The organism is Bacillus cereus group sp. MYBK216-1 (assembly GCF_051916495.1).
Taxonomy (GTDB): domain Bacteria; phylum Bacillota; class Bacilli; order Bacillales; family Bacillaceae_G; genus Bacillus_A; species Bacillus_A thuringiensis_K.
The window spans coordinates 14,873-34,698 of sequence record NZ_JBQAGT010000010.1 but is presented as its reverse complement, the minus strand read 5'-3'; the positions used below and the strand labels follow the sequence as shown (position 1 = coordinate 34,698).

Below are 19,826 nucleotides of genomic sequence, written 5' to 3'. Positions count from 1 at the left end.
CCCTTGAGTTATGAAATGACCCCTGAATCATTTTTTAAAGCGCTTTCTACGCTCTTATATTTTAACATAATATCTCAATATTTGACAAAAAATAATATAAGTTTTCCGATAGATTTAATTTTATATTAAAGGACAGTATTATCCGCACCTATCAGCATAAAGGATAAACTGTCCAATCATTCGAATCTTCACTTTATTTTTCTCTATCGATGTCTATGAATAACATCTACTGCACCAGTTACTTCAATAATTGTACCGGTAATCATATCGGAATCTTCCTCACATAAAAACGAAATCGTTCTTGCGATATCTTCGCCTGTTCCAGATCTACCAATTGGTGTTTTACGTTCTTTCAACTGACGTGCTTCTTGAATTGTCGCTTCTTTCATTTCACCAATAATATCACCAGGGCATACCATATTTGCAGTAATTCCATATTCTGCTTCTTCGTAAGCAACAGTTTTCGTTAATGAAACAAGTCCTACTTTCGCTGCTGCAAAAGCTGAACGATAAATCCATCCCGGTGCACTATCTGCCCCTTGGAATCCGTAATTAATAATACGGCCAAAGTTCTGTTTTCTCATAACCGGAACGACAAGTTTCAACAAATGAAATACCGCTGTTAAATTACCCTGAATCATTTCATTCCATTCATCTTCTTCATAATCGACTAACTTTTTTCGTTCAAATACATATGGACCAGCATTATTAATTAAGAAATCAATTTTGCCAAAACGGCTTATCGCTTCTTCTACCATTTTATGTAAATCTTCCTTTTTCGTGACATCCGCTTGCACGAATTGTAGACGCTCTTCTACGTTTTTATATGTTTCTTTCATCGTTTCCATAGCCGTTATATCGCTATGATATGTTACTGTTACTGAATAGCCTTTAGCCAATAACTTTTCTGTTACTTGCTTTCCTAAACCTTTCGTACCGGCTGTAATGAGCGCATGTCTCACAAAACTGCCCCCTTTTAAATTGCTATACTTCATATGTAACAAGTTCTCGCTCCAATTACAACTAAAATGAATTGAAACAGAGTTTTCAAAATTCTGTAACGTTTCTGGCAAGCACGTTACCAAAATTTGTTTTATAATTAAGTTGTAAACAGTTATAAAACAGATTGGGAGGAATTTACTATGAATAATACATATACAAATATTTTAATCGCGGTGGATGGTTCTAAAGAAGCAGAAAAAGCCTTTAAAAAAGCAATTCAAGTCGCAAAGCGCAATAATGCAACATTAACAATTGCTCATATCGTTGATGTAAAAGCGTACTCAGCAGTAGAGGCTTATAGCCGTGCAATTGCTGAACGTGCAAATCTATTTGCAGAAGACTTATTAGAAGACTACAAAAAAACTGCGCTTGAAGCTGGTCTTGAAAAAATTGAAACTGTATTAGAATTTGGTAACCCTAAATCTAAAATTTCAAAAGAAATCGCTCCAAACCATAAAGTAGATTTAATTATGTGTGGCGCGACTGGTTTAAATGCTGTTGAGCGTTTCCTAATTGGTAGCGTCTCTGAACATATTATTCGCTATGCGAAATGCGATGTCCTTGTTGTTCGTGGTGATGAGGAACAAGGTGAGCTTTAATTTATAGATAAAACACCAAGTCCACATGGGCTTGGTGTTTTTCATTTCACATATTTTACTATAAATACAAGACAAGCTATAACAACAACGGTAATTGCCAATACATAAGGAGGTAAAAACTTCAAAGACCATAATGCCATCATAATCGTCGCAACCATTAAGTACGTTTGCTTTGCACCTTCTGTCATTTTTTTACGAAGAAAGAAAACATATAAATAACCAATTGGCGGCGTAATAAAGCAAAGAACATATATGATTTTTGATTTCAAATACCACTTTTGTTCTCCGAGTTTCTTTATATCTTCTTCTATTCTCTTATGCTCTTGTTCTCTCGCTTCTTCTACAAGCGGATCTTCCCCTTCTCCTCGCTTTTCTTTCATATAAGGAAGAAAGTGCATGAAAAAATAGTATGCAAATACGAATGCTCCAAATCCAATATTTACTCTTTCTAATGGAATATGCTCACTAAAAAAAGCAGCAGTAAGTACTAAAGATAAACAGTACGTCATCATCCAAAATGAACGTTTTCTCTTTTTCCGTTCCATTTCTTTTTTATCTTGTACATATTTTCTTTTCGAAAGCCATATCGAAATGCAGCAATCTACTACAAATAGAATAAAGATAAATATCCCAACGTGTACTGTTTCTACATCCTTAAATGAAAAGATGTTTGGAAATGCAGCGTGTAATACGATTAGCGTGTACAAAATTAATCCTACAAAATAAATACGTCTCATTTTCCATCCCTTTCTTATTTCCTAACATTAGGTTAACATACATTTTTTAGGAATAGACGGACAAAATATATATGTTTAAAAAAGGAGGATGCTATATGGATGATTCTGAACGTATTATTTTAGATGTGAATGGGAAAGAAATTGAAATGTTAGAGACAATCCGTGAACATTTTAAAGAGACACACGGAATTGAACTAAGTAACGGTGCATTACTACGAGATTTAATGGATATTGAGTATATTCGAATTACGGAAGATCGACATAAGTATGATTAAAAGAAAAACGACTGCAGGCGAATGCCATCAGTCGTTTTCTTTCTTTATTTAAGCTCTTGATGCTTCCCGCCCATACCACCTTGCTCATTGCTATCTTGGTGTACAGTTAGTTTATTTGTTTTCGCATCTTTTAAAACTCTATATGTATATGATTCATTTGGTTCATCTTTAAACTGCACATTCATTCCATACGAATCCATTTTGCTATAAAAGGCCGGTTTTATGTATGCAATATCACTTTCTTTATATCCTTTATCTTGCAAATGCTACATCGTTGCGATAATCGCTTCTTCTCGCTTTTCTTTTTCACCAACATACATATATTTGTCCAAAAGAAACACTTTAGCATTTGCAATTAAACTAATTACCAGTACAATGATAAACACTATTTTTTTCATAGACTTCCCCTAAATTGTTATTTTTTACTACATTGTAACTTAAATGCTAGTAAAAAATAAAGTACGCCAGACTTTACTAGACTGGCGTACTTCCCAACTCAATTCTTAATAACTTCTTTCGTTAACCCCTTCGCCTTTTCCAAAGCTTTTTTGATTTGCTCAAAACCTGTCCCGCCAGCACTGTTACGACGTTTCACAGCTGCATACGGTGAAAGAACTTCATACAAATCTTCTTCAAATAACGAACTCATCTCTTTATACGTTGCAAGTGGGACATCTACTAAATAAATTCCGTTTTGTGTGCAGTGTAGCACTAGCTTCCCAACAATTTCATGAGCTTGACGGAATGGTAGTCCTTTACTTGCTAAGTAGTCAGCAATTTCTGTTGCGTTAGAGAAATCTTTCGTCACAGCTTGCCCCATTTTTTCTTTGTTTACAGTCATCGTCTCTAACATGCCTGCCATAATATGAAGGCACCCTTCTACTGTTTTTACTGTATCAAACATTCCTTCTTTATCTTCTTGCAAGTCTTTATTGTAAGCGAGCGGTAATCCTTTCATGACTGTAAGTAAACTAAATAAATTACCGTATACTCTGCCTGTTTTACCGCGGATTAGTTCCGCCATATCAGGATTTTTCTTTTGCGGCATAATGCTACTTCCCGTTGCGTATTGATCGCTCATTTCAATAAATTGAAACTCTTGGCTACTCCATAAAATAAGTTCTTCGCAAAAGCGTGATAAGTGCATCATGAGCATAGATGAGTTACTTAGGAACTCCAGTATGAAATCACGATCGCTTACTGCATCTAAACTATTTTCATAGATTCCATTAAATCCAAGAAGCTCCGCACTATATTCTCTGTCAATCGGGAATGTTGTCCCTGCTAACGCTCCTGCCCCTAACGGCGAAATGTTAATACGCTTTAATGAATCTTCATAACGATTCACATCACGCTCTAACATCCAAAAGTAAGCAAGAATATGATGAGCAAATGAAATCGGCTGGGCACGCTGCAAGTGCGTATAGCCCGGCATAATCGTTTCAATATTATTTTCTGCTTGGTGAACAAGAACCGTCTGCAATTGTTTTGTAGCTTTTATAATATGTTCTACTTTTTCTTTTAAATATAAGTGCATATCTGTCGCTACTTGATCATTACGGCTTCGGCCAGTATGAAGTTTCCCTCCCACTTCACCGATTTTTTCAATTAACATCTTTTCGATATTTAAATGAATGTCTTCCGCTTCAACTGAAAAATGCAATTTATTTTGTTTCGCTTCTTCTAATAAATATTGAAGACCTATCTTTATTTTCTCGGCTTCCTCTTTCGTAACGATGCCTTGCTTTGCTAGCATCGTTACGTGTGCAATACTTCCGTTTATATCTTGATTTACTAATTGTTGATCGAAGGAGATGGATGCTCCGAACTCTTCAACCCATGCTTCCGCTTCTTCTGTAAAACGTCCGCCCCAAAGTTTGCTCACGCTTCCACCTTCTTTTGATTCACTTGGCTGTATACTTTCGTCGGTAAACCGAATAATGAAATGAATCCAACTGCTGCATCATGATTAAATTCATCTTGAGCAGTATATGTTGCTAATTTTTCATCGTATAAAGAGTATTCAGATTTACGTCCTTCTACAATCGCATGACCTTTAAATAATTTCACACGCACTGTACCTGTTACATTCTTTTGCGTTTCTTGTAAAAATGCATGAAGCGCTTGTTTTAAAGGCGAGAACCATAAACCATTATAAATAAGTTCTGTTATTTTCTGTTCAATCACTGGTTTAAAATGCGCTACTTCTTTTACGTGTGTTAAATCTTCCAACTCTTTATGCGCAGTAATTAACGTCATTGCTGCTGGGCATTCGTATACTTCACGAGATTTAATACCGACAAGACGATTTTCTACGTGATCAATACGTCCAACGCCATGTTTTCCAGCAAGTGCATTTAGCGTTTTAATTAATTCTGCAAGTGAATATGCAGTACCATTTAAAGTCGTCGGTACGCCTGCTTCAAATCCGATTTCTACAAACTCTGGTTTATTCGGTGTATCTTCTAATGCCAGTGTCATCTCATATGCATCTTCTGGCGGTGCTGCCCATGGATCTTCTAAAATTCCACATTCGTTGCTGCGTCCCCATAAGTTTTGATCGATTGAAAATGGGCTATCTAAATTAATCGGAATTGGTACATCGTTTTCTTTTGCATAGGCAATTTCTTCTTCACGTGACCACTTCCATTCACGTACAGGTGCAATCACTTCTAAGTAAGGATTTAATGCTTGAATAGAAACTTCAAAACGAACTTGATCATTTCCTTTCCCTGTACATCCATGTGCAACTGCAGTCGCTCCTTCTTGCTCTGCAATTTCTACTAATTTCTTCGCGATAAGTGGGCGTGATAGCGCCGAAACAAGAGGATATTTCCCTTCGTATAATGTGTGTGCTTGCATCGCCATCAATGCATATTCGTTTGCAAATTCTTCTTGAACATCAATCATATATGATTTAATTGCACCTACTGAAAGTGCCTTTTCTTTTACAAATGCTAAGTCTTTGCCTTCCCCTAAGTCTAAACAAAGCGCGATAATATCATAATCCTTCTCTTGTAACCATTTAATTGCAACGGAAGTATCAAGACCTCCGGAATATGCTAATACAACTTTTTTCTTCTCCATTTTGCATCCCCCTAAAGAATAAATATTCATTTTCTTTTATAATAATTCACACTTTAACACCTTTTACAAAATGTATCAAGAGTCATTTTCAAATTTTTTCAAACAATTTCGTCGAACTTCTTTCTGTTTTTATGTACAATATAAGCAGGAAAACGGGGGTGAACTTATGGAAAAGTATTTCTTTTACGATGAACATCTCGGCATTGAAATTCCGCATTTACAAGAAGATTGGGAAGATATCCCCGAAAAAATGCAACACGCTATTTTATTAAAATGGGAACAAGTTCGCGGGAAAATTCCTGATCGTATAAAAGAACTTGAGCACTATATTAATACAAAACAACATTATTTAAATAACGAAGAAGACTTCGAAGTTTCTTGTAAACTAAATTCAGAAATTGCCGATCTTGCTTCCATCATTAATGACCTTTGGCTTTGGTATCGACTCACTCAAAATGTATCTGAGGGGAAAGCACACCAATGAAAAAAGCATGCCCCTCAATTACTTTGGGTCATGCTTTTTTTGTCGTAACATGATTTACAATATATTTCTTGTGCTGTTTTCGCCAAACATACATCGAATGGACCAACTAATATACTTCTTTCTTTCGGCAACTTTACAAAAGCGACGAGTTCTTCTTCATATTGAATTTTTTTCTGACATGAAATACATATTAATTCTTTTCTTTTGAACATTTCTTTTAGCATACCTTCACTCCCCCATCATCTATCTATATTAATATACTCTCATAACAGTTAAGACTTGTAAAAAAATGACACATTCCGAATCGAATGATTCATATACTATGTACAAAAGGAGGTCTAAAGCTTATGCGTGCTTTCGTTATTATCGCTTTAACTTTTTTAAGTGTGATTAGTTGGGATGCGTTTTTTAAAGATAAAAGTGATGAAAAGAATACAACGGAATAAAACCCTTTTTTTCTTACTTATTGGACAAACCGTTACAAACTGTCCAATAAGTAAGAAATAACTTAGGCTTTTCTACAAAAATATTTAAACATAACATTTTTTGTAGATTCCCTCCGTTTATTGTCGCTTTCCATCCGCATACATTTTTTAAAAGTATGATATAATAGTATAAATCTTGAAGGAAGGGATTTTGATATCATGATCGCTCGAAGGAGCATGTGGCATCGTATTGACGAATCATACACGTAGCGTATTTTTCAGCTCAGATACTTTAGTCTAGCGAAAAAAATACGAGAGTGGGGAAATTATGATTGCCCGAAGGATAATTTGGCAAAAAAAAGACTCTTCTTACACATAGCGTTTTGTTTAGGACTTAATTGTTACTAGCTAAACAAAACAAAGAAGAGCAGGATTGCTAAATGACGAATCCTACTCCACGTTTTGTTTAGTCGTTTTAAGACTTAAACTAAAACGAAGGTAGGGAGAATTGATGGACGAGAGGATTATTCGTTATTTCTTCAGCGACATATAGCGTAGTTAGTTTTTTTCGTAAACTAACTGAAAGCTACATGTGAGCTCGTAGTTAGTTTACAACACAAAAAGGACTACTAACTACGGAAAGAAGGAATAACGATGAGGAACATCCAAAGTCGACAAATTATTAAAGAAGTTTTTATGGTTTTAATCGGTTCATTTATTTTAGCAGCAGCGCTATATCACATTCACTTCCAAAACCACTTAACAGAAGGTGGCTTTGTAGGTATCGCACTATTCATCCAAAATTTTTATGATATTTCACCATCTATTTCAACTGTAATAATGGATATCCCAATTATTCTACTATGTGCTTCATTGTTAGGTAGAAAAATGGTTGGCTATTCATTCTTAGGTTCAATTTCATTCGGAGTATTTTATTCTCTTATGGAAAATTATTCTCCATTTACGGTCGATTTATCAAACAATTTATTTATAGCTGCAGTAGTTGGCGGTGCGTTAGCTGGTATTGGACTCGGTTTTATATTGCGATTTGGCGGTGCAACCGGTGGAGACGATATTTTAACAATTGTATTAAGTAAAAAAACACGTTTTACAATTGGGCAAATTTTCTTCGTCTTTGACGCGATTGTTCTTGCGCTTTCATTATATTATTTAAATTGGACAGAAATTGCTTTTACTATTCTTTCAATTGCCGTACAGGCAAAAACATTGGATTTAATTTATTATCCAAAAGCAGAAGAAAAGCAACCAGTATCTATTCCAATGTCCAAAAAGCATGCAACAAATTAAAAAAGCGAAAGGCTTCGGCCTCTCGCTTTTTTTATGCTCTTTTTTCTTTCTCGACTATGTGACGCACTTGATAAAATCTATTTGCAAATTCAGTAACGTTTCTTGTTAAACGATAATTCACTGTAGATCCAATTGCCATTCCAATTACCGGTATACCTTGGAATAATTTACGACGAAGAGCATAAATCGAAAATGTCTTCAAAATTTGTTTTAACACAACCTCAGTAGAAGCTGTTTGTAGCACTGCTTCGTCTCCTTCGTAGAAGAACGAATCTTCTTGTTCCAGCTCTTGCAATAAATTGTACCATGCGTATTGCTGAAGTCTTCCTGGTAGTAATGATGCATGAAACACCTTTAACGCAAGCATCATTTCATACGGCTTGTTCACATCATGTCCAAATGATGTGGCAATAAGTTGGACTGCCTTCACATTTAACGCGATCATAACCGGAAAATCCGCCGTTAATAATAATAAACCTCCAGCACCTGTTGCCCCGCCTTGTACAAATGAATATAGACGATGACGTGCTGTTTGCTGCTCTGCTATGTATGTTAATTGATCAATAGATAATGCTTTCAAATCTTCAAGCTGTTCAATCGATTCATCAAATAATCTTGATGTTCCTAAAATCCGATTACGTGCATCTAACTGTGCTTGTGAACTTTGAATAAATGCATGCAAATGAAAGAGCCATCCATCTGCTTTCGTGAAGAATTCTTTTCGCTTTTTCTCAGGTAATTTCGCAACTGCAGTATGTAACCATTTATCAAACACTTTTTGAAAATCGGTCGCTTCTTGCTCAACTAATTGCGCTTCCCATTCTTTTATATTGTCTAAAATGGCTTGTTCTCGCTTCGATCGCATCGTAACAACCACCTCGTTCGATTTTTTTCTATTGTAACATATTTCTGCTTATTCTTTACAAATATGCTTGTATATCTCTTTTCACATACCCTTTATAAGCGACATAAAATAATAGCAAAAAGGATGAGTTGCATCACATGAATCTATCCAATCTAAAACAAAATTATAACGCAGTATTCAGCTTAGGACAAAACTGCTGGCCTGCTTGGGCATTATATCAATTCGAATTATCACCTTTTTTTGGCGTTATTGATTTTATGCTAAGCCCCTCATTAGAAAAAGTGAATGTATTATTACAAAATCGATTTGACCGCTTTTTAAATTTCGAAAATTTATCCTTCATCTCATTTTGGGATGATGGTGCAAAATTAAGACTCCGTGATAATCTATATGAAATCGACTCTTGCCACGACTTTAAAACAGATGTAAACACACCAGCTTCTTGGCCTTCTTATACAGAAATTAAGTTAAACTATGAACATCGTATTAATCGTTTTCTAGCTACAATTGAAACAGCAGCATCCATATTATTTATTCGAACTGGAGGAACATATGAAGAAGCATGTTCCCTAGAACAAATTTTATCTCAAATCGTTACACATACATTCTCTGTCCTATTACTCATTCCTGAAGATGTACCAACCATCACCCAAGAAGATTGGGGATTACAAAATATTTGCGTTATAAAATGCCCTATTATGGATGTATACCAATACAATGAAGCATTTTGGAAAGACTTATTTGATGGAATTACAGTTAGACCGCACACTTAAATACACGATACTTTTATCACACCATACATTATAATCGTCCTTATACAAAACAAATAAGGAGTGATTGTATATGTATCCACGTGCAAAAGCTTTCGGTCTTGCTGTACATCAAGATCGCCTTCTCGTACAAGAATATTATACAGAAGGCGAAATATATTATCGTCCTCTTGGCGGTTCAATTGAACTTGGTGAAAAATCAGCACATACTGTTATTCGGGAGTTTAAAGAAGAGCTTCATACGGAGATAGAAATCACCAATTATTTAGGTTGTTTAGAAAATGTCTTTCATCTAGATCGAGAAATTGCTCATGAAATCATTCAACTATATTCTTTACGTTTATTAGACACGTCACTATATGAAATGGAAAAAGTGAATATACAAGATGAGCAAACAATATCGTATGCGAAATGGATTCCTATTACGGCATTCATTCAGAAAGAAAAAACATTATATCCGGATGGAGTTTTAAAATACATCCAAAAGAAAAAAGACGAAATCCTATAGGATCTCGTCTTTCTTTTCATATATTAACCAATATCTCCAAGACGTAGTACGTCACGAGCGATCATAACTTCTTCGTCAGTTGGAATTACGATAATTTTTACTGGAGAGTGTGGGAAGCTGATGAATGCTTCTTCACCGAATACGTTATTACGTTTTGCATCGAAGTATACGCCCATGTACTCAAGGCCTTCTAATACGCGCTCACGAATAATCGCACTGTTTTCACCTACACCAGCTGTGAAGATGATTGCGTCTACACCTTTCATACGAGCAGTGTAAGAACCGATGTATTTGTGGATACGGCTTACGAATACATCAAGTGCTACTTTCGCACGGTGGTCGCCTTCTTCTTCTTTCGCAATGATGTCACGTAGGTCACTAGAGTATCCAGTAAGACCTAACATACCACTTTTCTTGTTTAATACGTTAACTACTTCTTCTACTGTTTGGCCTGTTTTTTCCATGATGTATGGAATTAACGCAGGGTCAAGGTTACCAGAACGTGTACCCATTGTTACACCAGCAAGTGGAGTGAAGCCCATAGAAGTATCGATAGATTTACCGCCTTCTACTGCTGCGATACTTGCACCGTTACCTAAGTGACAAGAAAGTAAGCTTAAGCTTTCAATTGGACGACCTAATAATTCAGCCGCACGCTCAGTTACATATTTATGAGAAGTTCCGTGGAAACCGTATTTACGGATGCCGAATTTTTCATAGTACTCATATGGTAAGCTGTATAGGAATGCAGATTCCGGCATTGTTTGGTGGAATGCTGTATCGAATACTGCTACTGCTGGTACGTTTGGTAATACTTCTTGGAATGCTTTAATACCAACAACGTTTGCTGGGTTATGAAGTGGTGCTAAATCGCTTAATTCTTCGATATCAGCTAATACTTCATCAGTAATTAAAACAGAGTCAGCAAATTTTTCGCCGCCGTGAACAACACGGTGACCGATACCGCCAATCTCATCTAGAGATTTAACGATTCCGTTTTCAGTTAATTTTTTAAGAAGCATATTAACTGCTACTGCGTGATCTGGAATGTTTGTAATTTCTTTTTGTTTTTCGCCATCTACAGTAATAGTGAAGATACTATCTTCTAAACCGATACGTTCTACTAAACCTTTTGTTAATACTGTTTCACTTGGCATTTCAAATAATTGGAATTTTAAGGAAGAGCTTCCTGCGTTAATCGCGATGATTTTTGACATCTAGTCTTTCGCCCCTTTTTCTCTTGGTAGTTGTGTGGATGTTTCCACAAACCGCTCGATTTTATCTGATCAAATTCACCAAATATGAAAACGTTTCATCATTAGCAAATTTTATACTCACGATTTTAATTTAAACATCGTCCGACATATATTTCAAGTGAAAAAATTGTAACACCAAGAAAAAATATATATTACAGATTTCAAAAAAATTCAGTTAAATCTTGTATATATTTAAAAATATGACATATTATATAAAACTGTACTACATAAATCACTAATACTGTTACATATACCTAGCTTTATTTATGTGTTGCAAACCAAGTATTTAATTGATCCATAATGTCTTCCATTGCCTTCATGTTAGAGAATTTAGGCAATTCCACTAATAATGCCTGTTTTGGCATTGTTACATTAGCGCCTTTCTTTTGGAGAACAAATATACTTTTTGCATTTTTCTCGTTTTTAAACATGGAAACAGGAAGCTGTAATAACCCTTGAATAAAGCATGTTTCTTTAATAAATGCATGTAATTTTGGTGCCTGGTCACTTTCAAAAATGAAGTTTGGTACTAAGAAGAATAAGTACCCGCCCTCTTTCGTATGTTTCACACTTTGTTCAATAAATAAGTGATGGGCATACGACATTCCTTCATCTGCTTTTAATTTATATTCACTTGCACCGATTTCGTTTGGATAATAACCAACCGGTAAGTCTGAAACGACTGCATCAACTGGATCGATATAAAGTGGTGCTAGTCCATCTTGATGGAAGAATTCGATTGCATGCTTTTGTAAATTTGCATTTACTAAAGCAAGTTTAATTAGCACTTCATCCACTTCTACACCAAATCCACTCATTGTTAGTCCTTCTTTGGCGCTATTAAACACTGTAGTCATTAAATTTCCTGTTCCAATTGCAGGATCTAAAACTGTGATCTCGTTTTGACCTTGCATAAATTTATGGAATAAGTAACTCATGAACATACCAACTGCATCAGGTGTCATTTCGTGATTCGCTTGTACGCCTTCTTTCATTCCTTTTAAGATGGCTAACTGAAATGCTTTACGAATTTCTTCACCTTTATATGTTTCTTCATTAAACGTACTATATTCACGATTCAGCCTTTCAATTGCTGATTCGGATAATTCCTCTTGTAAAATCGCTCCCTCAAACAAGTTATCACCTGTTTCTACAAGCGCCTCTAAATATGTTACATCTAATTCTTTACGTAAAACTACCGCAGAAGAATCAAAAATAGAAAATAATGTTTCTACTGTCTGACTCACGTACATTCCTCCTTCTCTCTTTTACACATAACTTATATCATACCACAAAGTGATTTTTTCCAAAAAGAAAAAGCGACCTCCTGTAAAGAGCTCCCCTTTAGTTATATGTGATATAACGTTTTTTCTCATATATCGATGCCGTTACAGAGCAATATATGAGAAAAAACGACCTCTTTATAAGAGGTCATTTTCTTCACATTACTTCGCAGATTTAGCTGCTTCTAATGCTGCTTCATAGTTTGGATGGCTTGTACCTTCGCTTACGTACTCTACGTAAACTACTTTGTCATTGCTATCTACTACGAATACTGCACGAGCAAGTAAACGAAGTTCTTTCATTACTAAGCCGTAAGCTTCACCGAATGAAAGGTCACGGTGGTCAGAAAGTGTTACAACATTTTCTAAACCGTTTGCTGCACACCAGCGTTTTTGAGCGAATGGTAAATCAGCGCTAATTGTTAATACTTTTGCGTTTTCAATACCTGCTGCATCTTGGTTAAAACGACGTGTTTGTGCATCACACACACCTGTGTCGATTGAAGGTACAACACTAATTAATTTCACTTCGCCTTTGTATGTTTCTAAACTTACTGGAGATAAGTCGTTTGCTAATACTTGGAAGTTTGGCGCTTGATCGCCAACTTTAACTTCTGTTCCAACTAAAGTCATTGGATTACCTTTAAAAGTTACGTTTGCCACTTGAAAATCCTCCCTTATTTAAACAAAATATGTACAATGTAAATGATAGTTTGTCCCTATCGATAATGCAAATAAAATCGCTTTATTTACAAAAAATTAAAGAAGCTAACCTATTGATTAGCTTCTTTATTCTTTAAATTTGAAATTCTGGATCATCTTCTTTTCGTTTATCCATCATTTCTTTCACTTTATCAACAGCTTGTGGCGCTAATTCAATTATTTTATCGATGACGTGTGTTTGTTTATCTAAATGCAATACTTTCACACCATCTCCATTTATAACAAGAAAGGCAACAGGATTAATAGAAACTCCTCCACCACTTCCCCCGCCAAATGGATGACGGCCTGAATGTTCTACTTTACCAAATTCACTTCCACCAGCAGCAAATCCGAAACTTACTTTCGAAACTGTAAGAATTACGCTTCCATCTGCCGCTTTAATTGGGTCACCAACAATTGTATTTACATCAGTCATTTGTTTTAAATGCTGCATTGCTGTTGTCATTAAACCTTGAATTGGATGGTCCATTCTATATCCCCCCTATGCTTGAACAGATTTTTCTGCCATACCAGATCTTTGTCTTCTCATAAAGACGAGTAATTTGACGCCAGTTTTTATAGCGCGGAATATACGAAAAGATGCTGTTAACTCGCATCTTGATGCAAATCCTTTCCCTTGAAAAACTGGGGTAATTTCAAATTCTGGTACGTCGACAATATGCATATATTGTCCGACAACTCCAGCAACCATACCTTTTGTCCCCCATGCATATCCAGTGACAATTCCAGTACTAGCTGCATCGCCTGCTCCAATTTGTGTATGCCATTTCCAACCATTGATTTTCACTCGTTTGAGAAAATCTTTAACAATAGTATGAACTTCTTGAAGCTTTTTTATCAGTTCACCAATGCTGTCAAGTTGCGCCATAATTTTATTATCGAGTCCGCCGTCTTCTTCAGCTTTTTCGATTTTCTGTCCTGTCTTTTTCTGCTGTTTTTCAATTCTTTCCAACACATCAAATGTATATCGAATCATCCATATTTTCACTTGAAGCAAACATTGCTTTTCCATTTCTGAATATAAAAATGTCACCTTAAGCTTTATTTTCGACAATAGTATAAACAAAATAAAAAGAAGAAGAATTATTATTCCAATTACGAGCCACTTCATACGTATCATCCTTTCACTCCGTACCCATTATCGACAACTTTATGCATCATTAAACAGAGTTCTATAAGATTGAATATAAAAATTTTTCTAAAAATAAAAAGGTGTTTTGACAATTTATATCGAAATATATTATTTGAACATATCATCAAGGAACAGACTCTAATGATATGTAGCACGAAAAACAGAAAATTTAACTGCAGTGGAGGGATACATAATGGCAGATCGTCGCAATTTATTTTTCTTTTATGGTGATGACAAAGCAACGCTCGTTGAAAAAATGAAACCAATCTATCGTATTTTAGAAGAGAATGGATTTACCATATTAGATCATCCAAAAAATGCAAACGCTATCGTCAGTGTTGGAGATGATGCAACTTTCTTACAAGCCGTTCGTAAAACTGGTTTTAGAGAAGATTGTTTATACGCAGGGATTTCTACGAAAGATGAAACTTCGTTCTACTGCGATTTCCATATTGATCACGTTGATACAGCCCTTCAAGAAATTACAAAAAATGAAATTGAAGTGCGAAAATATCCAACAATTCAGGTAGATGTAGATCATAGTACATCTTTCCATTGTTTAAATGAGTTCTCATTACGTTCTAGTATTATTAAAACATTCGTTGTAGATGTTCACGTTGATGATTTATACTTCGAAACATTTAGAGGGGACGGTTTAGTAGTTTCTACCCCAACAGGAAGTACTGCTTACAATAAATCATTGCATGGTGCAGTTGTTGACCCGCTTATCCCATGTTTCCAAGTAAGCGAACTAGCATCATTAAATAACAACACATATCGTACGCTCGGTTCACCGTTCATTTTAAATCACGAACGTACATTAACTTTAAAACTAAAACCAGACGGTAACGATTATCCTGTTATCGGCATGGATAACGAAGCGCTTAGCATTAAACAAGTAGAAAAAGCTGTTGTACGCTTAAGCGATAAACAAATTAAAACAGTTAAATTAAAAAACAATTCTTTCTGGGAAAAAGTACAAAGAACGTTTTTATAAGATTAAAATAACCGCAGAATTATGGAATTCCATAATTCTGCGGTTATTTATTTACCCCAATTGACGCGGACAATAATCTCTTACTATCCGGCCGTTATTCTTGTCAGTTTTTGTCGGTAAGTCGATATATTTTAATAATCGCTCATATATTTTTACTCATCTTTTCTATAGACAACTTGGCCATCTATTACGGTCATTTCTGCTTGCACTTCTTTTATTTCTTCTGCCTCAATTTCAAAAATATTGCGGTCTAATATTGTAAAATCTGCTTCATATCCTTTTGTAATTTGCCCTTGCTTCGCTTCTTTTCCGATTGCATAGGAACTTCCTGTTGTAAATAAAGAAACAGCCTCATAAACCGTTAATCTCTCCTCAGGCATATAGCATACACCGTCAATAAAACTTCTACGTGTAACAGCGCTATATATGCCTAAAAACGGATTCACTTGTTCAATGGGAGCATCTGAGCCACCGTTGCAGTGTAATCCTGCTTCCAATAACGTCTTCCAAGCGTACGCATAACGAAGACGACGCTCGCCTAGTTTTTCAATGACTGACGGAAAATCTGATGAAAGAAAGACTGGCTGTATATCGATAATGGCTTGCAAGTTTTTCATTCTTTCTATCAACTCTTCACGAGCAAGCTGACAATGAATAATACGGTCACGTAACCCTTTTGCTGGTGGATATAATTCGAGTGCATCAATGACATATTCAAGCGATAAATCACCGATAGTATGAATCGCAACTGGCATATGTAATTCTCGTGCTTTCTTCACTAATTCCGCAAGTTCTTCACGTGAGAAAATCGCAACCCCATTCGTTTCCTTCGCATCTTCATACGGTTCACTTAATAATGCTGTTCTTCCGCCAAAAGAACCGTCAGAGAAAATTTTCATTGCCCCAAATTCAATATAGTGTTCATTTTCATATTCTTTTCGTTCATGTGCTACTTCATGATGAACGAGCAAATGGGCTTTAAATGGCATTTCTTTTATAACGTGAGAAAACGCATTATATGTTTTTCTAAAACCACCATAATAATTTAAATCTTCCGTATGCCCGCCAACAAGTCCGTATTTCCAGCAATCTTTAATCGCTGTTTGCAGAGCTCTTTGCAAATAAGCTTCATCAATTTCTGGCTGAACGTGTTTAATTAATTCTTGCCCTTGTTCATATAAAAGCCCTGTTAACTTATTTGATGAATCCCTGCCAATTTTTCCGCCTTTTGGATCTTGCGTCGCTTCTGTTATGTTCGCTTCTTGCAGTATGTATGAATTAACCCATGTAACGTGACGACAAACTCTCTTTAATAAAATGGGATGGTCTTTCGAAATTTCATCTAAATCATGCGCGTGAACATCTTTCGTATCTGTAAAGTTATTTTCATTCCATCCTTCTCCAATAATCCAAGCGCCCTTTGGAGCTTCTTCCGCTTGCTTCTGAACGAGAGTAAGCACTTCACCATAAGATGTGCAATTTGATAAATCTAGACGAAGTAATCTCTCCCCATGTCCAATAAGGTGCATGTGGCTATCAACGAGACCTGGAATCATCGTTTTGCCTTTTAAATCGTGCAATGTAACCGCGGCATATTGGTTTTCTAACTCTTCTTTACTTCCAACATCAACGATCGTACCGTTTTCAACGTAAACTGCGTCCACTTTTTCATTTTCTTCTCTCATTGTGTAAATGGTGCCGCCATACCAAATTTCTCCCATATATCCCATCTCCTTTATTTTTTATTGTATAAAAAAAAGCACCATTTCAAAATATGGTGCTTTTCTTAAAATTACTTTTGTTCAGTAGTAGACGTTGTAACTTGCCATTCAATATTAAATTTATCTTTTACTTGTCCGTATGCTGGGCTCCAGAATGTTTCTTGAAGTGGCATGATAACTTCTCCACCTTCTTGTAACTTATCGAATACTTCTTTTGCTTTTTCTGCATTACTAATTTGAATTGCGATTGTTACTTGAGATCCGATTGCATGCTCTTGACCCGGGAATGTATCAGAAATCATAAGATCCGTATTACCAACTTTTAAAGTAGCGTGTAAAACGCGCTCTTTCGCTTCAGCTGGAACCGGGTATTCTGGATTTTCAGGCATATCACCAAAAGTTTGCATGACTTCTACTTTTGCATCTAAAGCCTCTTTATAAAACTGTACAGCTTCTTGCCCACTGCCATCTAAAACTAAGTACGGATTAATACCTAAAATCATACGGACACCTCTTTTTTTAGTTTATAGAATCGAACTTGTGTTCGTTTTTATTTTATCATTGTTTTGCATTTCATTCAACTATTTACTTCACTGTTTTCAAAATTATTTTGACGGAATCTCCATCTCTTGTTTTCTAAGTTCAATACGGCGAATTTTTCCAGAAATCGTTTTTGGTAGTTCATCTACAAATTCAATTTTGCGAGGGTATTTATATGGTGCAGTGAGTTCTTTGACGTGTTGTTGGAGTGTTGGAATTAATGTTTCTTCGTTCTTTTCTATATTCTCTCTTAATACGATAAATGCCTTCACGACACTTCCACGAATTTCATCAGGACTTGCGACAACTGCACATTCTCTTACGTACGGATGTTTTACAAGAGCATCCTCTACTTCAAATGGCCCGATTGTATAACCAGAACTAATAATGATATCATCACCGCGCCCTTCAAACCAGAAGTAGCCGTCTTCATCTTTCTTCGCTTTATCACCTGTAATATAATAATCACCGCGAAATTGCATCGCTGTACGTTCATTGTCTTTGTAATATTGTTTAAAGAGGGCCGGCGTTTCAATGTGAACTGCAATATCACCAACTTCGCCTACTTTAACTGGAGTACCTTCCTCATTTACGATATCGACGTGGTTACCTGGCGTTGGTTTCCCCATTGATCCTGGTCTAATATCCATCCCTTTCATTACACCAACAAGTAATGTATTTTCCGTTTGCCCATAGCCGTCTCTTACTGTAATATGAAAGTGCTTTTGGAACGTTTCAATGACTTCTCTATTTAACGGCTCTCCTGCGGATACAGCGCTATGTAATGCCTCTAAATTGTACTGGCTTAAATCTTCTACCTTTGCCATTAATCTATACTCAGTCGGTGTACAACAAAGCACATTCACCTTATTATCGTCTAATAAATTCAGGTACGTTTTCGGTTCAAACTTACCGTGATATACAAATCCTGTTGCCCCTGATCCTAGCGTTGCTAAAAACGGGCTCCAAATCCACTTTTGCCAGCCTGGACTAGCTGTTGCCCATACAATATCATTCTCTTCAATTCCGAGCCAATTTGGAGCGCTCGTACGTAAATGAGCGTATGCCCACGCATGTGTATGAACGACACCTTTTGGATTTCCTGTCGTTCCTGACGTGTAAGATAAAAAGACCATATCTTCTTTATCTGTCTTCGCCATTTCTAACATGTCACTCTCTGTTTCTAACGCTGTTTTCAAATTAACCCATCCATCTACTGATTGCTCACTCAGGACAAATTTTCGAAGAGATTCCATCGCTTTTATATCATCAAATTGCCTAATATACGGCTCATAACTTACTATCGCTTTTACTTCTCCATGTCCAATTCGATATTCTATATCTTTTTTACGTAACATTTCCGAGCTTGGAATTACGACAAATCCTGCTTTAATAGCAGCAATATACGTCATGTACGCTTCAATTAAACGCGGCATCATAATGAGAAGCTTGTCCCCTTTTTGCAAACCACTTTTTATAAAAGCGTTTCCAATTTTATTCGCACCTTGCATTAATTCAGCGTATGTAACTTCCCTTCGATTCCCTTTATCATCTTGCCAAATTAAAGCTAACTTCCCTTTATCACCCGTATATTTCTCTATTTCAGAAACTAAATTATAAGACGGTGGCGCCAACAATTCTTCTCGCTTCATAAAATATCCTCCCTTTTCTTTATGCCTCCTTTATATAATAAAGAATTTTCTGTTAATTTTGAACCCTCTTCTTTTGACAAATTTTTCAGTTCTGTCGAATTAGCAAACGAAATTACATCGACTTACCGACAAATAGCGACACAACACAAAAAAGAAAGAGCGGGAGAACCCGCTCTTTCTAAGCCATCATATGGGATTATTTTTGGTAACCGCCTAATTGTTGCTCAGCTAGTGAAACTAGACGTTTAGTGATTTCACCACCAACAGAACCGTTAGCGCGAGCTGTTGCATCAGCTCCAAGTTGAACACCAAACTCTTGAGCGATTTCGTATTTCATTTGGTCTAATGCTGATTCAGCACCAGGAACCGCTAATTTATTTGTGCTACGTGACATGTTATATCACCTCCTTGTGAGTATAGAGTGTGATAAATAACATGACTTCATACACGTTTTAGATATGG

22 protein-coding genes and 1 pseudogene are annotated in these 19,826 nt (G+C 36.0%); 7 read left to right on the top strand and 16 right to left on the bottom strand.

Annotated features, from left to right (window positions below):
* Positions 1-203 precede the first annotated feature (203 nt).
* On the bottom strand, positions 204-995 hold the full coding sequence (locus ACTFRH_RS25030; protein WP_033703588.1) for an SDR family oxidoreductase: 792 nt from the start codon (positions 993-995) through the stop codon (positions 204-206).
* 147 nt (positions 996-1,142) lie between these two features.
* On the opposite strand from ACTFRH_RS25030, the gene ACTFRH_RS25025 reads away from it, so the two are divergent.
* Positions 1,143-1,601 (top strand): universal stress protein, encoded by a 459-nt coding sequence (locus ACTFRH_RS25025; protein WP_001066673.1) that lies wholly within the window; start codon positions 1,143-1,145, stop codon positions 1,599-1,601.
* 41 nt (positions 1,602-1,642) lie between these two features.
* On the opposite strand, the gene ACTFRH_RS25020 is transcribed toward ACTFRH_RS25025, so the two are convergent.
* Positions 1,643-2,338: a hypothetical protein gene (locus tag ACTFRH_RS25020; protein WP_001252920.1), complete on the bottom strand. Its 696-nt coding sequence runs from the start codon at positions 2,336-2,338 to the stop codon at positions 1,643-1,645.
* 95 nt (positions 2,339-2,433) lie between these two features.
* Between ACTFRH_RS25020 and ACTFRH_RS25015 the strand changes: the two genes are divergently transcribed.
* Positions 2,434-2,613, top strand: coding sequence for a hypothetical protein (locus tag ACTFRH_RS25015; RefSeq protein WP_000342763.1), 180 nt, complete (start codon positions 2,434-2,436; stop codon positions 2,611-2,613).
* A gap of 44 nt (positions 2,614-2,657) precedes the next feature.
* Here ACTFRH_RS25015 and ACTFRH_RS25010 read toward each other — a convergent pair.
* The 3 genes and pseudogenes from ACTFRH_RS25010 to ACTFRH_RS25000 form a co-directional block, all read right to left on the bottom strand.
* Positions 2,658-3,011: pseudogene (locus ACTFRH_RS25010) on the bottom strand (DUF3139 domain-containing protein).
* A 98-nt stretch (positions 3,012-3,109) separates the two neighbouring features.
* Entirely contained in the window at positions 3,110-4,498 is a 1,389-nt protein-coding gene (argH, locus tag ACTFRH_RS25005; protein WP_000041255.1) for an argininosuccinate lyase, read from the bottom strand.
* Positions 4,495-5,700 carry an argininosuccinate synthase gene (locus ACTFRH_RS25000; protein WP_000412307.1) on the bottom strand — a complete coding sequence of 402 codons (1,206 nt, stop codon included), beginning with the start codon at positions 5,698-5,700 and terminating at the stop codon, positions 4,495-4,497. Before ACTFRH_RS25000 ends, argH begins: the two co-directional genes overlap by 4 nt.
* Before the next feature lie 166 nt (positions 5,701-5,866).
* On the opposite strand from ACTFRH_RS25000, the gene ACTFRH_RS24995 reads away from it, so the two are divergent.
* Complete coding sequence (locus ACTFRH_RS24995) at positions 5,867-6,184, top strand: hypothetical protein (protein ID WP_000417120.1); 318 nt, start codon at positions 5,867-5,869, stop codon at positions 6,182-6,184.
* 14 nt (positions 6,185-6,198) lie between these two features.
* Here the strand turns inward: ACTFRH_RS24995 and ACTFRH_RS24990 are convergent, their stop codons facing one another.
* Entirely contained in the window at positions 6,199-6,408 is a 210-nt protein-coding gene (locus ACTFRH_RS24990; RefSeq protein WP_000910674.1) for a hypothetical protein, read from the bottom strand.
* Between the two features lie 855 nt (positions 6,409-7,263).
* On the opposite strand from ACTFRH_RS24990, the gene ACTFRH_RS24985 reads away from it, so the two are divergent.
* A complete protein-coding gene (locus ACTFRH_RS24985) occupies positions 7,264-7,917 on the top strand; it encodes a YitT family protein (protein WP_001244525.1) in 654 nt (217 codons plus the stop codon).
* Between the two features lie 31 nt (positions 7,918-7,948).
* On the opposite strand, the gene ACTFRH_RS24980 is transcribed toward ACTFRH_RS24985, so the two are convergent.
* Complete coding sequence (locus tag ACTFRH_RS24980) at positions 7,949-8,782, bottom strand: EcsC family protein (RefSeq protein WP_001256852.1); 834 nt, start codon at positions 8,780-8,782, stop codon at positions 7,949-7,951.
* A gap of 137 nt (positions 8,783-8,919) precedes the next feature.
* Here ACTFRH_RS24980 and ACTFRH_RS24975 point away from each other — a divergent pair, with 137 nt between their 5' ends.
* A complete protein-coding gene (locus ACTFRH_RS24975) occupies positions 8,920-9,555 on the top strand; it encodes a DUF1796 family putative cysteine peptidase (RefSeq protein ID WP_001054295.1) in 636 nt (211 codons plus the stop codon).
* A 70-nt stretch (positions 9,556-9,625) separates the two neighbouring features.
* On the top strand, positions 9,626-10,060 hold the full coding sequence (locus ACTFRH_RS24970; RefSeq protein ID WP_000283502.1) for an NUDIX hydrolase: 435 nt from the start codon (positions 9,626-9,628) through the stop codon (positions 10,058-10,060).
* 23 nt (positions 10,061-10,083) lie between these two features.
* On the opposite strand, the gene ackA is transcribed toward ACTFRH_RS24970, so the two are convergent.
* The 5 genes from ackA to ACTFRH_RS24945 form a co-directional block, all read right to left on the bottom strand.
* Positions 10,084-11,277, bottom strand: coding sequence for an acetate kinase (gene ackA, locus ACTFRH_RS24965; protein WP_000034575.1), 1,194 nt, complete (start codon positions 11,275-11,277; stop codon positions 10,084-10,086).
* A gap of 299 nt (positions 11,278-11,576) precedes the next feature.
* The gene (locus ACTFRH_RS24960) at positions 11,577-12,563 is read right to left on the bottom strand and encodes a class I SAM-dependent methyltransferase (protein WP_000084367.1); all 987 of its coding nucleotides are present in this window, start codon (positions 12,561-12,563) and stop codon (positions 11,577-11,579) included.
* Positions 12,564-12,761: 198 nt separating this feature from the next.
* Positions 12,762-13,262: a thiol peroxidase gene (gene tpx, locus ACTFRH_RS24955; RefSeq protein WP_000024529.1), complete on the bottom strand. Its 501-nt coding sequence runs from the start codon at positions 13,260-13,262 to the stop codon at positions 12,762-12,764.
* 133 nt (positions 13,263-13,395) lie between these two features.
* Complete coding sequence (ytfJ, locus tag ACTFRH_RS24950; protein ID WP_000350003.1) at positions 13,396-13,791, bottom strand: GerW family sporulation protein; 396 nt, start codon at positions 13,789-13,791, stop codon at positions 13,396-13,398.
* A gap of 12 nt (positions 13,792-13,803) precedes the next feature.
* Positions 13,804-14,442: a DUF2953 domain-containing protein gene (locus tag ACTFRH_RS24945; RefSeq protein WP_002164202.1), complete on the bottom strand. Its 639-nt coding sequence runs from the start codon at positions 14,440-14,442 to the stop codon at positions 13,804-13,806.
* 205 nt (positions 14,443-14,647) lie between these two features.
* Between ACTFRH_RS24945 and ACTFRH_RS24940 the strand changes: the two genes are divergently transcribed.
* Positions 14,648-15,451 carry an NAD kinase gene (locus ACTFRH_RS24940; RefSeq protein WP_000785185.1) on the top strand — a complete coding sequence of 268 codons (804 nt, stop codon included), beginning with the start codon at positions 14,648-14,650 and terminating at the stop codon, positions 15,449-15,451.
* Between the two features lie 152 nt (positions 15,452-15,603).
* Here the strand turns inward: ACTFRH_RS24940 and ACTFRH_RS24935 are convergent, their stop codons facing one another.
* The 4 genes from ACTFRH_RS24935 to ACTFRH_RS24920 form a co-directional block, all read right to left on the bottom strand.
* Positions 15,604-17,172 carry an amidohydrolase gene (locus tag ACTFRH_RS24935; RefSeq protein ID WP_000504001.1) on the bottom strand — a complete coding sequence of 523 codons (1,569 nt, stop codon included), beginning with the start codon at positions 17,170-17,172 and terminating at the stop codon, positions 15,604-15,606.
* Between the two features lie 71 nt (positions 17,173-17,243).
* On the bottom strand, positions 17,244-17,675 hold the full coding sequence (locus ACTFRH_RS24930; RefSeq protein WP_000600361.1) for a VOC family protein: 432 nt from the start codon (positions 17,673-17,675) through the stop codon (positions 17,244-17,246).
* A gap of 102 nt (positions 17,676-17,777) precedes the next feature.
* The gene (gene mbcS, locus ACTFRH_RS24925) at positions 17,778-19,364 is read right to left on the bottom strand and encodes an acyl-CoA synthetase MbcS (RefSeq protein WP_000817776.1); all 1,587 of its coding nucleotides are present in this window, start codon (positions 19,362-19,364) and stop codon (positions 17,778-17,780) included.
* 196 nt (positions 19,365-19,560) lie between these two features.
* The gene (locus ACTFRH_RS24920; protein WP_000091640.1) at positions 19,561-19,758 is read right to left on the bottom strand and encodes an alpha/beta-type small acid-soluble spore protein; all 198 of its coding nucleotides are present in this window, start codon (positions 19,756-19,758) and stop codon (positions 19,561-19,563) included.
* Positions 19,759-19,826 lie beyond the last annotated feature (68 nt).